At 67.8% G+C, this 14,275-nt stretch carries 7 protein-coding genes; 6 read left to right on the top strand and 1 reads right to left on the bottom strand.

Translation table 11 applies throughout. The features are described from left to right. Positions 1–68: 68 nt before the first annotated feature. Positions 69–1,517, top strand: a complete 1,449-nt coding sequence (locus BMX36_RS12155; RefSeq protein ID WP_093065846.1) for an NAD(P)-dependent oxidoreductase — start codon at positions 69–71, stop codon at positions 1,515–1,517. Then, positions 1,517–6,031, top strand: a complete 4,515-nt coding sequence (gltB, locus tag BMX36_RS12150) for a glutamate synthase large subunit (protein WP_093065844.1) — start codon at positions 1,517–1,519, stop codon at positions 6,029–6,031. Before BMX36_RS12155 ends, gltB begins: the two co-directional genes overlap by 1 nt. Before the next feature lie 431 nt (positions 6,032–6,462). On the opposite strand, the gene BMX36_RS12145 is transcribed toward gltB, so the two are convergent. Then, positions 6,463–8,574: a transglycosylase domain-containing protein gene (locus tag BMX36_RS12145; protein ID WP_093065842.1), complete on the bottom strand. Its 2,112-nt coding sequence runs from the start codon at positions 8,572–8,574 to the stop codon at positions 6,463–6,465. A gap of 61 nt (positions 8,575–8,635) precedes the next feature. On the opposite strand from BMX36_RS12145, the gene BMX36_RS12140 reads away from it, so the two are divergent. From BMX36_RS12140 to BMX36_RS12125, 4 genes are all read left to right on the top strand, one after another. Then, positions 8,636–9,238 carry an NADPH-dependent FMN reductase gene (locus tag BMX36_RS12140; protein WP_066781779.1) on the top strand — a complete coding sequence of 201 codons (603 nt, stop codon included), beginning with the start codon at positions 8,636–8,638 and terminating at the stop codon, positions 9,236–9,238. Positions 9,239–9,474: 236 nt separating this feature from the next. Continuing rightward, positions 9,475–10,587, top strand: coding sequence for an Rv3169 family protein (locus BMX36_RS12135; RefSeq protein ID WP_093065840.1), 1,113 nt, complete (start codon positions 9,475–9,477; stop codon positions 10,585–10,587). Then, positions 10,584–12,002: a phosphotransferase family protein gene (locus BMX36_RS12130; RefSeq protein WP_093065838.1), complete on the top strand. Its 1,419-nt coding sequence runs from the start codon at positions 10,584–10,586 to the stop codon at positions 12,000–12,002. The genes BMX36_RS12135 and BMX36_RS12130 overlap by 4 nt, the downstream gene beginning before the upstream one ends. Further along, the gene (locus BMX36_RS12125; protein ID WP_093065836.1) at positions 11,999–14,275 is read left to right on the top strand and encodes a CaiB/BaiF CoA-transferase family protein; all 2,277 of its coding nucleotides are present in this window, start codon (positions 11,999–12,001) and stop codon (positions 14,273–14,275) included. The genes BMX36_RS12130 and BMX36_RS12125 overlap by 4 nt, the downstream gene beginning before the upstream one ends.

Genomic DNA, 14,275 nt, shown 5'->3' with positions numbered 1-14,275 from the left:
GCAAATAGGTAAGCAGTACTGACTTGATGGTGTTTCGGCGATGTGAGACCCACGTCGGCGGAGGGCTTATGGCTGCTGATACCATGCTTCGATTCGTCGCGACCCCGCAGTCCTATCCGGACAAACGGTCGGCCGAGGCGCGAGCGGAAGATTTTCGTGAGATCGCCGACCGCTACGCCGTGGTTCGGGCGGAGGAGCAGGCCGGGCGCTGTTCGCAATGCGGCGTGCCTTATTGCACCGTCCATTGCCCGCTCCACAATCACATCCCGGACTGGCTGCGACTGACCGCCGAGGGGCGGCTGCGCGAGGCTTATGAGCTGAGCAACGCAACGTCGACCATGCCGGAGATCTGCGGCCGCATCTGCCCGCAGGACCGGCTTTGCGAGGGTAATTGCGTGATCGAGTTCAGCGGCCATGGCGCCGTGACGATCGGCTCGGTCGAGAAGTTCATCACCGACACGGCCTGGGAAGAAGGCTGGGTGGAGCCGCTGGTGCCCGGGCCGGCGCGGGGCCAATCGGTGGGCGTGATCGGCGCCGGGCCGGCCGGTCTGACCGCGGCGGAATATCTGCGCGCCAACGGATATGAGGTGCACGTCTATGACCGGCACGACCGGGCGGGCGGGCTGCTGACCTACGGCATTCCCGGTTTCAAGCTGGAGAAGCCCGTCGTGATGCGGCGGGTCGAGCGGCTGAAGGCGGGCGGCATCGTCTTCCATGAAGGCTTTTCCGTTGGCGAGGATGCGGGGTTCAACGACCTGCGCCAGCGCCACGATGCGATCCTGATCGCCACCGGCGTCTACAAGGCGCGCGAGATCGACGTGCCGGGCAATGCGGCGGGCGGGGTGATCGCCGCGCTGGATTACCTCACCGCGTCCAACCGCAAGAGCTTCGGCGATGCGGTGGCGGCGTTCGATGATGGCAGCCTGGATGCGGACGGCAAGAATGTGGTGGTGATCGGCGGCGGCGACACGGCCATGGATTGCGTGCGCACCGCCATTCGCCAAGGTGCGAAGAGCGTGCGCTGCCTGTATCGCCGCGACCGCGCTAACATGCCGGGTTCGCAACGCGAAGTCGCCCATGCGGAGGAAGAAGGCGCGGAATTCGTGTGGCTTTCCGCGCCGCATTCATTCGTCGGCGACGAGACGGTATCCGGCGTCCGCGCCAACCGGATGCGGCTGGGCGCGCCCGACGCGAGTGGCCGGCGCGCGCCGGAAGTCGACCCGGGCGGCCCGATCGACATGCCGGCGGACATGGTAATCAAGGCGTTGGGCTTCGACGCGGAGGAACTGCCGCACCTGTGGGATGCGCCGGAACTGGGCGTCACGCGCTGGGGCACGGTGCTGGTCGACAACAAGACGCTGATGACGAGCCTCGACGGCGTGTTCGCCGCGGGCGACATCGTGCGCGGGGCGAGCCTGGTCGTCTGGGCGATCCGCGACGGCCGCGATGTGGCATCGACGATGCACAAATATCTCAAGAGCAAGGTCGCGGCGCAGCCCGCGAAGGAGGCCGCGTGATGGATCAACGCGAATATCTCGCCACCCACGGCATGTACCGTCCCGAGTTCGAGGGTGATGCCTGCGGCGTGGGTCTGGTGGCGGCGACCGATGGCAAGCCCTCGCGCCGTGTCGTTCAGTCGGCGATCGATGCGCTGAAGGCGGTGTGGCATCGCGGCGCGGTGGATGCGGACGGCAAGACGGGCGACGGCGCGGGGCTGCATGTCGACCTGCCGGTACGCTTCTTCGACGATGCGATCGCGATGAGCGGGCACAAGGTGCGGCCCAACCGGCTGGCGGTGGGCATGGTGTTCCTGCCGCGCACCGATCTGGCCGCGCAGGAGACGTGCCGCACGATCGTGGAAAGTGCGATCATCGAGGCGGGCTATACCATCTATGGCTGGCGTCAGGTGCCCGTCGACGTGTCGGTGATCGGCATGAAGGCGCAGGCGACCCGTCCCGAGATCGAACAGATCATGATCGCCGGGCCGATGCCTGACGAGGTCGATGCGGCCGAATTCGAAAAGAACCTGTATCTCGTCCGCCGGCGGATCGAGAAGCGCGTGATCGCGGCGCAGATCCAGGGCTTCTACATCTGTTCGCTCAGCTGCCGCTCGATCATCTACAAGGGGCTGTTCCTGGCCGAGAGTCTGTCGGTCTTCTACCCGGACCTGACCGACAAGCGCTTCGAGAGCCGCGTCGCGATCTTTCACCAGCGTTATTCCACCAACACCTTTCCGCAATGGTGGCTCGCGCAGCCGTTCCGGTGCCTGGCGCATAACGGCGAGATCAACACGATCCGCGGCAACAAGAACTGGATGCTCAGTCACGAGATCCGCATGGCGAGCATCGCGTTCGGCGAGCATTCGGAGGACATCAAGCCGGTGATTCCGGCGGGCGCTTCGGATACCGCGGCGCTCGACGCGACCTTCGAGGCGATCTGCCGTTCGGGACGCGATGCGCCGACCGCCAAGCTGATGCTGGTGCCCGAAGCATGGCAGAGCGACGTGGCCGACGACATGCCGCCGGCGCATGCCGCGATGTACCAGTATCTCGCCTCGGTGATGGAGCCGTGGGACGGCCCGGCCGCGCTGGCGATGACCGACGGCCGCTGGGCCGTGGCGGGCATGGACCGTAACGCGCTCCGCCCGCTGCGCTATACCCAGACGGCGGACGGCCTGCTGATCGTCGGTTCCGAAAGCGGCATGGTAGTGGTGCCGGAATCGACCATCATCGCCAAGGGCCGGCTGGGGCCGGGGCAGATGATCGCGGTCGATCTGGCCGAGGGCAAGGTCTACGACGATCGCGCCATCAAGGACCGGATCGCAACCGAGGCGGACTATGCCGGGATGATCGGCAATTTCGCGACCATCGACGATCTGCCACCGGCGCCCGCCGCGGGCGTGCCGCGCTTCGATCGCGCCGAGCTGGCGCGTCGCCAGGTGGCGGCCGGGCAGACGCTGGAGGATATGGAGCTGATCCTCGCGCCGATGGTGGAGACCGCCAAGGAAGCGATCGGATCGATGGGTGACGATACGCCGCTGGCCGTCATCTCGGACAAGCCGCGGCTCATCAGCCAGTTCTTTCGGCAGAATTTCAGCCAGGTGACGAACCCGCCGATCGACCCGCTGCGCGAGCGCTATGTGATGAGCCTCAAGACGCGGTTCGGGAACCTCGCCAACATCCTCGACACCGAGGATCGGCGCGAGCGCGTGCTGGTGCTCGATTCGCCGGTGCTGACCTCCACCGACTGGGCGCGGCTGAAGACCTATTTCGGCAGTGCGGCGGCGGAAATCGACTGCACGTTCGAGGCAAGCGGCGGGGCGGACAAGCTGCGCGCCGCGATCCAGCGCATCCGCAACGAGGCCGAACAGGCGGTGCGCCAGGGCAAGAGCGAGATCTTCCTGACCGACGAATATGTCGGGCCGGAGCGGATCGCGATCCCAGGGGTGCTCGCGGCGGCGGCGGTGCACACGCATCTCGTGCGGCGGGGCCTGCGCTCCTACGCCTCGGTGAACGTGCGCACGGCCGAGTGCCTCGACACGCATTATTACGCTGTGCTGGTCGGCGTGGGCGCGACGACGGTGAACGCTTACCTCGCCGAAGCGGCGATCGTGGATCGCCAGGCGCGCGGGCTGTTCGGCGACCTGCCGCTCGACGAATGCCTGAAGCGGCATCGCAAGGCAGTCGAGGAAGGGCTGCTGAAGATCATGTCGAAGATGGGGATCGCGGTGATCTCCTCCTATCGCGGCGGCTATAATTTCGAGGCGGTCGGGCTTTCCCGCGCGCTGGTGAACGATTTCTTCCCGGGCATGCCGGCCAAGATCTCGGGCGAGGGCTATGCCTCCTTGCACATCAACGCCAAGGATCGCCACGACGCAGCGTTTGACGAGACGGTGGTGAACCTGCCGATCGGCGGCTTCTATCGCCAGCGGCACACCGGGGAGGCGCATGCCTATTCGGCGCAGCTGATGCACCTTCTGCAGACCTCGGTCGCGACGGACAGCTATTCGACCTATCTGCAGTTCGCGCGCGGGGTCGGCGATCTGCCGCCGATCTACCTGCGCGATCTGCTGCAGTTCAACTTCCCGGCGGAAGGCGTGCCGATCGACCAGGTCGAGCCGATCACCGAAATTCGCAAGCGCTTCGTGACGCCGGGCATGAGCCTGGGCGCGCTATCCCCGGAAGCACACGAGACGCTGGCGATCGCGATGAACCGGATCGGCGCCAAGGCCGTTTCCGGCGAGGGCGGCGAGGACAAGAGCCGGTATCAGCCGTACGAAAACGGCGACAATGCCAATTCGGTGATCAAGCAGATCGCGAGCGGCCGCTTCGGCGTGACGGCGGAATATCTCAACGCCTGCGAGGAGATCGAGATCAAGGTCGCGCAGGGCGCCAAGCCCGGCGAGGGGGGGCAGCTGCCCGGCTTCAAGGTGACCGAGTTCATCGCCAAGCTGCGCCATGCGACGCCGGGCGTGACGCTGATCTCCCCGCCGCCGCACCACGACATCTATTCGATCGAGGATCTGGCGCAGCTGATCTACGATCTGAAGCAGATCAACCCGCGCGCGCGGGTTTGCGTGAAGCTCGTCTCCTCGGCGGGCATCGGCACCGTCGCGGCGGGCGTGGCGAAGGCCCACGCCGATGTGATCCTCGTTTCCGGGCATGTCGGCGGCACCGGCGCTTCCCCGCAGACCAGCATCAAATATGCCGGCACGCCGTGGGAGATGGGCCTTTCCGAGGTCAACCAGGTACTGACGCTGAACGGGCTGCGCGGGCGGATCAAGCTGCGCACCGATGGCGGCCTGCGCGTTGGGCGCGACATCGTGATCGCGGCGATCCTGGGCGCGGAGGAATTCGGCATCGGGACGCTCAGCCTCGTCGCCATGGGGTGCATCATGGTGCGCCAGTGCCATTCGAACACCTGCCCGGTGGGCGTATGCACGCAGGATCCGCGGCTGCGCGAGAAGTTCGTCGGCACGCCCGAAAAGGTCATCAACCTGATGACCTTCATCGCCGAGGAAGTGCGCGACATCCTGGCGCGGCTGGGCGTGCGCAGCCTGGACGACGTGATCGGACGCACCGAGCTGCTGCGCCAGGTGAGCCGCGGCGCCGAGCATCTGGACGACCTCGACCTGAACCCGATCCTTGCCAAGGTCGACGCGACGGATGCGGAGCGGCGCTTTTCGCTGAACACCTTCCGCAACGAAGTGCCCGACAGCCTCGACGCGCAGATCATCAAGGACGCCGGCGCGGTCTTTTCGCGGCGCGAGAAGATGCAGCTCACCTATTCGGTGCGCAACACGCACCGTGCGGTCGGCACACGGCTGTCGAGCGAGATCACCCGGACGTTCGGGATGACCGCGCTCAACGATCACCATGTGACGATCCGCCTGCGTGGCTCGGCCGGGCAGAGCCTGGGCGCGTTCCTGTGCAAGGGGATCACGCTGGAGGTGTTCGGCGACGCCAATGACTATGTCGGCAAGGGCCTGTCCGGCGGCATGATCGTCGTGCGGCCGGCGGTATCGTCTCCGCTGCGCAGCCAGGAGAATACGATCGTCGGCAACACCGTGCTGTATGGCGCGACCGCTGGCGCGCTGTTCGCGGCGGGGCAAGCGGGCGAGCGGTTCGCGGTGCGCAATTCGGGCGCGACGGTGGTGGTCGAGGGCTGCGGCGCGAACGGCTGCGAATATATGACCGGCGGCGTCGCGGTGGTGCTGGGCGCCGTGGGGCAGAATTTCGGTGCCGGCATGACGGGCGGCATGGCGTTCGTCTATGATCACGACAACAGCTTCGCCCGCCGCGCCAATCCGGAGAACATCACCTGGCAGCGGTTGGCGGCGGCGCATTGGGAAGGCGTGCTGCGCGACCTGATCGAGCGCCATGTCGAGGCGACCGATTCCAAATGGGCGCGCGGGATCCTGGACGATTGGGAGCGCGCCTCGGGCAGCTTCTGGCAGATCGTGCCGCGCGAGATGCTCGACCGGCTGACCCATCCGCTATCCGACGCGCCGGCGATGGAGGCGGCGGAATAATCGTCCCGGCGGGGAGGTGCTGCGCGGGGCGGACGCGTTGTCCGCCCCTTGCCCAGCCGGCTTGATCCGGCTGGTGTGAGGTGTGTCGACGGGCGTGTGTTCCGGGCACGTATCTCGATACGCTAAGCACGTCCCTCGACGCCGCCAACGTCGTCGCTCGGGACAAGCCGGCATGACGATGTGGGTTGCAGCGGTTCCGCGAAGGCTGGGGCCGCTTGGACCCGCTCCTGCGTGAGAGGGGCTATCTTCTCGCCTGAGCCCAGGCTTCGCCGTCCGCGAGGTTTGATCCACCCCGATTGATCCGCCTCCCCGGCGAAGGCCGGGGCGCAGTTGCGCGACCAAGCTGGCAGGCACACCGGCTGTTTCCAACGCTTTCCCGCCTGGCCCCCGGCCTCCGCCGGGGAGGTGCTTCCGGGAGCCTGGATCGGACTCTAGAAGCCTTGCGGCTCGATCTCTTCCGGTTCGAGCTCCTCGCGCCGGCGTGGCGGCGGTGGCGGGGCTTCGGGGCGGGAGACGGTGACGGAGCCGTCGGGGCCGATCTCCAGATCCATGCCGAGCGCGTCCAGCCGTTCGGCGGCGGGCGCGATTTCGTTTTCCACCATGCCGATCAGCCCGGCCTCGGGATCGACATCTTCCACGACGGGCGCCTTTACGACGGGGGCGAGATCCAGCGCGTCCGTCATGAAATTGCGCCAGATCTGCGCCGGTATGCCGCCGCCGTGCAGGCCCGGATTGGGCGTGTTGTCGTCATTGCCGACCCAGACGCCGACCACCAGATCGCCGGCAAAGCCGATGAACCAGGCGTCGCGGCCCGATTGCGACGTGCCCGTCTTGCCATAGGCATCCACCGACAGCGCCGCCGCCCGGCCGGTGCCACGTACAGAGGCCGCGAGCAGCGTCAGCATGTCATCATGGATGCGATCGGGCAGCGTCTTCTGGCCACCGGTGAGGGAGCTGTACCAGCTCTTGTCGCGCACATCGGGCAGGCCGTGCGGCTGTACCGGATAGCGGCCCTCCGCCACACCGGCGAAGGCCGCGGTCAGCTCCAGCAGGGATACTTCCGACGTGCCAAGACCGATCGTGGCCTCGTTCGCGATGGGCGTCGAGATGCCGAGATCGCGCGCGGCGCGAATGACGTTGCGCACGCCGACCTCCTGCGTCAGCCGTGCGGCGACCACGTTGGAGGATCGCTGGAACGCGCGGCGCAGCGTGATTTCACCCAGATAGCGATTGTCGTCGTTCTTCGGCTTCCACCCGGCGATCTCAACGGGAGAATCGTCGACCATCGTGTCGGGTGACATGCCGGCGCGCAGCGCGGCGAGATAGACGAAGAGCTTGAACGTCGATCCCGGCTGGCGGCGCGCCTGCGTGGCGCGATTGAAGGCGCTTTTCTTGTAATCGCGCCCGCCGACCATCGCCACGACCTTGCCGTCGCGCGTCATGGCGACCAGCGCGGCTTGCGCCTGACGCAGGCCGGCCTGGCGGATGACCCGCTCCGCCGAGCGCTGAAGCCCGCGATCCAGCGTGGTGCGAACGGTGGCCTCCGTCTTCACTTCGCCGGCCTGATCGCGCGCTTCGGGCAGGATCCAGTCCGCGAAATAGGTGCCGGTTGGCAATTGCTGCGGCCGGCTGGCGAGCACGCGCTGCGGCTGCACGTCCTCCGCCTGCGCCTTGGTCAGGAAGCCGGCATCGACCATCGCGCCGACCACCACGGCCTGGCGTTCGCGCGCGCCCTTTAGATTGCTGGTCGGCGCGAGGCGTGAGGGCGCCTTGACCAGGCCGGCGAGCATGGCCGCCTGACCGATGTTCATCTTTTCCGGCGAACGACCGAAATAATGTTTCGAGGCGGCGCGCAGGCCATAGACGTTGTCGCCGAAATAGACGTTCGACAGGTAGCGCGAGAGGATCTCATCCTTGCTGAGCCACGCCTCCAGCCAGAAGGCGATCATGACTTCGCGGATCTTGCGCGCGGCGGTGCGATCCGAATCGAGAAAGGCGTTCTTGGCGAGCTGCTGCGTGATCGTGCTGCCGCCCTGGCGCACGCCGCCGGAGCCGAGATTCGCCCAGGCGGCGCGGGCGATACCGCGCGGATCGATGCCCCAGTGCGAGTAGAACCGCCGGTCCTCGATGGCGAGAAAAGCTTCCCGCACATGGGCAGGCATTTTTGCCGCATCCACCGGCTCGGCAATGATCGCGCCGCGCCGGGCGATCGGCGTACCGTCCGCCGCGGTCAGCGTGATCGAGGGCGGCGTCGGCGGCTTGAGCGATTGCGAGAGCGGCGCGGTGATCGCGAGCCAGGCGATCGCCAGCACCAGCAGGACAAGGACGGCGCCCAGCCCGCGCATGATCCAGCGCATGGAGATGCGCGGCAGTCGGCGCGCCGGGGCAAGGCCGGAATCAGGATCGGGCGGCGGCGGCGCTTCATCCTGCCAGGCATCGAAGCCGGGCATGGCCGGGCGCGGCTCTCCCGGCGAATGGTGATAGCGGATACGGCCGCTGTCAAAGGGATCGGGGCGCATATCGTCGTTCCGGCGGTCAGCCATCGCGTGTTACTTTACTAAGACAGTTGCCGCAAGGATGCGCATCGTGCGAGGGAATAGGACCATGAGCGGCGAAGCGGAAGCACTTCAATCAGATCAGCGGCCTCTGGTGGTGGGGATCGGCGGCACCATCGGCGCGGTCTCCTCGACCGAACGCGCGCTGCGAATCGCGCTTGATGCGGCGGAGGAGCAGGGTTTTCGCACCCGGCTGTTCGGCGGCGAGGACATGGCGAAGCTGCCGCTCTACAACCCCAAGGCGATCGAGCGCACGGCGGAGGAGCGGGACTTTGTCGAGGCGGTGCGCGGTGCCTCGGCGCTGATCATCGCGTCGCCCGGCTATCACGGCAGCATTTCCGGCGTGGTGAAGAATGCGCTGGACCTGCTGGAGGAAACGGCGCGCGATCCCGAGCGGACCTATCTGGCGGACATGCCGGTCGGCCTGATCGCCACGGCCTATGGCTGGCAGGCGACAGGCTCCACCATCGCCGCGCTGCGCTCCATCGTGCACGCGCTGCGCGGCTGGCCGACGCCGTTCGCGGCCGCGATCAACAGCGCCGTCACGAAATTCGATGACGAGGGCGGCGCGAGCGATCCTGCCGTGGTGGAGCAATTGCGGCTGATCGGGAAGCAGGTGGCGCGGTTCGCGCCGCTGGCCGGGGTGGAGTGAGACTGGGCAGTAAGGAACCCTCACACCGTTCGTGCTGAGCCTGTCGAAGCACGTTTCAAGCAGCGCGGCGCCTGACGCACGTCCTTCGACAGGCTGAGGACGAACGGTTGGGGTAATAACAGGCTTGCCATCGCTGCCTACGTAACTTCTGTTATCTTGGCGTTGACAGCGGCCCTGCCGCCGGTCCACCTCCCCTTTCAGACCGGTAAACCGGCGCAGCAGAGCGGAGAGCGGGCATGGTGCTGACCAAGGGCGACGAATATCCGATCCACCAGACGGCTGAGCCGGTCGCCTATGCGGGCACCGACCGCAACTTCTACGATCGCTTCTTCTTCAACGGCTATGCGCCCGGTGCGGATGAGGACGGCTTCTTTGCCGCGGCGATGGGCATCTATCCGCATATCAACATCATCGATGCGAGCTTCTGCTGGCTGAAGGACGGCAAGCAGGTCAACATCCACGCCAGCCGCGACCTTGGCATGGAGCGGATGGACACGCAGGTGGGCGGCATCGCGGTGGAGGTGCTGGAGCCGCTGAAATCGGTGAAGCTCACGGTTGATGCGCCCGAACACGGCATCCGCGCGGAGCTGACCTATACCGGCCGCGCCTTTCCGCTGGAGGAGCCGCGCTTCACCCGCCGCAACGGGCCGCGCGTGCTGATGGACGTGACGCGCATGACGCAGAACGGCAGCTATCAGGGCTGGATCGAGGTGGATGGCGTGCGCACCGAGGTGAAGGACTGGCTGGGCACGCGCGACCGATCCTGGGGCGTGCGCCCGATCGGCGCGCCGGATGCGCAGCCGGCAAGCCCGCCGATCATGCCGCAATTCTTCTGGCTGTGGAGCCCGACGGCGATGGAGGACGGCGACTTCTACTTCCACACCAACGATGACGAGCATGGCCGCTTCTGGAACCGGCGGGCGGCGTGGAAGCCGCTGGGTGGCGGGATCGCGGACGAGACCCATTTCGAGTCCGATTACGAGATCCAGTGGAAACAGGGATCGCGCCACGCGCAGGGCGCAACCGTGACGCTGAAGGACGAGGCCGGCGCCGAGACGAAGGTCGAATTCGACCTTGGCCAGACGTTTATGATGCTTGGGCTTGGCTATACCCATCCGAAATGGGGCCACGGTCGGCACCAGGGCGAGGGCGTGGTGGTGGAGCGCGAGGATTTCGTGCCCGCCGAACTCGACGTGATGCAGCCGCATCACCTGCACATCCAGGCCGTCGCCGCCGTCACCATGACCGGCCCCGATGGCAAGGTGCGCCGCGGCAAGGGCGTGCTGGAGCAGCTGGTGATCGGGCCGCATGCGCCATCGGGCTTCAAGGGGATGCTGGACGCGGCATGAGCGGGGCAGCGGCGCTGACCGGCGCGGAGATCGAGGCCTATCTCGGCCGGCTGTGGCAGCGGGCGGTGCGCGTGGAGTCACTGGCGCGGATCCCGGGCGGGGCGAGCCGCGAAACCTATCGCTTCGATGCGCATGACGGCGAGCGGCTGCACCGGCTGATCCTCCGTCGCGAGCCGGCCAAGGGCCTGATCGACACGGAAAGCGAAACCGAGTTTCGCGCCTATCAGAGCGCGGCCGGCGTGGTGCCGGTGCCGCGCGCCGTGGCGCTGGAGCGGGAGGGCGCGGAGCTTGGCCGGCCGTTCTTCATCATGGAGCGGATCGAGGGCGGCGAGGTCGCCGGCAGCTTCGCACGCGATCCGTTCGGTGCGCATTGCCGCACCTTGGGGGAGGAGTTCTTCGGCGCGCTCGGCCGGCTTGCTGCGCATGATGCGGAAGGATCGCCGCTGGCGCAGCATGTGGCGGCGCCCCGGGCGGACGAATGCTGGCGCATCGCGCTCGATTACTGGGAAGGCGTGATCGAGGAGGATGCGCTGTCGCCGCAGCCGATCGCGCGCGCGGCGATCCGCTGGCTGCGCGCCAAACCGCCGCCACCGGCACAGCGCGTGGGTATCGTCCATGGCGATTACCGATCAGGCAATGTGATGCACGACGGCGCGGGCAAGATGCTGGCGATGTTCGATTGGGAAATGGCGCATATGGGCGATCCGCTGGAGGATCTCGGCTGGGCGCTGGATCCGATCTGGGATCATTTCTCGCCGGGCATGTCCTGCGGCATGCTGCCCCGCGACGAGGCAATCGCCGCGTGGGAGCGCGCGAGCGGGCTGACGGTTGATCCCGCGGCGATGCGCTGGTGGTCGCTGTTCGCATCGGTGAAGGGGATCGCGATCTGGATTTCCGCCTTTCGCGAATTCGTCGACGGCGGGCGGCAGGATCCGGTGCTGGCGGTATCCGGCTGGTATACGGCGCGGCGGCAGGACGCGATCATCGCCGCGCAACTGGGCGGACGGCATTATGATCCGGTGCCGGTGATGCCGTCGAGCGATCTCGCCCAAGTGCTGATCGGCGCTGGGATCGCCGCGGCGGGCGCGGGCGAGAAGATGGGCGCGGTGGATGCCTTTGCCGGATCGACGCTGACGGTGGCCGCGCTGCTCGCGCTGCTCGGCGCGCAGGAGGCGGAAAAGGCGGCGGCATGGCGGCTGGCGGACATCCGCGACATGCGCCGGCTGCTGGGCGAGGACGCGCCGGTCACGCATGAAGGCGAGATGCTGGATGCGCTGGACGGGATCTGGGGCACGCTGGCCATCGCGCTTATCGCACAGCATGACGAAGTGGCCGAAACCGGCGGCGACGAGGCGGCGTTCTTCGACTTCTATCGCGAAAGCGCGGCGCGGCGGGAGTTGGCCTGGCCATTATGACGGACCTGCCGCTTTCGGGCGTTCGCGTGATCGACGCCGTGCCGGGCGTGCTCGGCGCGGTAGGGCGGCTGCTGGGCGAGCTTGGCGCGGACGTGATCCGAATCGAGCCGAGCGGCGGCGGAGCGGATCGCACGGCCGGCGCAACCGTATCCGGCGTCAGCCTGTCGTTCGTTGCCGCCAATCTTGGCAAGAGGGCAACCACGATCGATCTGCCGGATGATCACGACCGCCTGCTGGCACTGGCACGCGAGGCGGACATCCTGCTTGAAGCGGGCCTTAAGGGGCTTGATAATGCGGCGCTGCGTGCGGCTGCGCCCATGCTGATCCATGTGTCAATCAGCGATCTTGGCACCAAAGGGCCTTGGCGCGACTGGCAGGCGAGTGATGCGGTGCTGCATGCGCTGACCGGCGGATTGTCACGATCCGGTCTGCCGGGACGGCCACCCCTGCTGCCGCCCGGACAGCTGGCGCTGGAAACGGCGGGGCCGCAGATCGCCGTCGCGGCGCTGGCCGCCTTCATCCGCCGGCTGCGGACGCGCGAGGGCGAGCGGGTGAACGTATCGCTGCTGGAGGCGGGGATGCAGGCGCTTGATCCTGGTTTCGGCCTGTCGGGCAGCGCGCAATCCGGCGTGCCATTGTGGAAGATGCCGCGCAGCCGGACGGACGAGCGGCACCGCTATCCCATCCTGCCCTGCGCCGACGGCTTTGTTCGCCTGTGCATCTTGGCGCCGCGGCAATGGCGCGCGATGCACCAGTGGATGGGGGAGCCGGAAGCGTTCGCCGGGCCGGAATGGGACCGGCTGATGACGCGCATGACCTCGCCCGACCTGCTGCCGGCGATCACGCGCTTCCTCGCCGACAAGGAGCGTAGCGCGATCGAGGAGGAAGCCGCGCGGCGCGGCATACCGGCGGCTGCCGTGCTCGACGCCGGTGAAGCCGTCCGGACGGCGCAGATGACTGCGCGCCGCGCCTTCGTGCCGGTGGAAATCGCGCCTGGCCGCAGCCTGCCCTTTCCGAACGGCACGATCGAGATCGACGGCGCCCGGGCGGGGCTGCGCGGGCCAGCGCCGGCTGCCGGTGGCGATGCGCGCTTCGCCGGGGAGCGGCCGTCATTCGATACGCCGCCCGCTGCCGATTACCCGCTCGCCGGCATTCGCGTGCTCGACATGGGCGTGATCGTGGTGGGCGGCGAAACCGGCCGCCTGTTCGCGGATCTCGGCGCGGACGTGGTGAAGGTGGAGAATGGCGCCTTCCCGGACGGGCAGCGCCAGTCGCTGGACGACGCGCCGGTCAGCCTGACCTTTGCGGCGGGGCACCGCAACAAGCGCGGCCTGTCGATCGACCTGCGCGCGGATCGGGGCAAGCAGCTGTTCCTTGATCTGGTGCGGCAGGCGGACGTGCTGCTGTCGAACTTCAAGCCGGGGACGCTGGCGAGCCTGGGCTTTGACGAGGACGCGCTCAGCGCCGTCAATCCGCGGCTGATCACGGTGGACAGCTCGGCCTTCGGGCCGACCGGGCCTTGGTCCCGCAGGCTGGGCTATGGCCCGCTGGTGCGCGCCTCCGCCGGGCTGTCGCGGCAATGGGTCTATCCCGACGATCCCGACGCATTCTGCGATACGGTGACGGTGTACCCCGACCATGTCGCCGCGCGGATCGGCACGCTGGGCGCGCTGTCGCTGCTGATCCGCCGGATGCGAACGGGCAAGGGCGGCACCGCCAGCGTGAGCCAGGCGGAAGTGATGCTTGGGCATATGGCGGCCGACATCGCGCGCCGCGCGGCGGAAGGTGCGGGCGTGCCGGTGGAGAAGGGCGAGCCGGCCGAAAACTGGCTGCTGCCGTGCGCGGGGGAGGACGAATGGTGCGTCCTTACCCTGCGCGGCGCGGCCGACCGGGCGGCGCTCGCCACCCTCGCCGGCGGTGCGGATCGCGCGGCGGCGGAAGGCTGGGCACGGACGATGGCGCCGGACGCTGCGGCTGCCGCGCTGCAAGGTGCCGGCGTGCCCGCCGGCATGATGGTGCGAGTGGTGGAGCTGCCCGACTCGCCCGGCTATCGCGCGCTCGGTACCTTTCGCGAGGCGTCGCACCCGTTGGTGCCCACCGCCTTTCAGGTGGAAGGGCCGATCGCCCATTTCCAGCACGTGCCCGAGCCAGAACAGCGACCGGCACCGCGCATCGGCGAGAATAGCGCGGAGATCCTTCGCGACTGGCTGGGGCTGAGCGACGATGCGATCGCGCCGCTGCTCACCGACAAGATCATCGAACAGGCTGCCTAG

Origin of the sequence: Sphingomonas sp. OV641 (assembly GCF_900109205.1) — a bacterium.
Classification (GTDB): domain Bacteria; phylum Pseudomonadota; class Alphaproteobacteria; order Sphingomonadales; family Sphingomonadaceae; genus Sphingomonas.
Note: the sequence above shows the minus strand (reverse complement) of the source record. Positions and strands in the feature narration are given on the sequence as shown.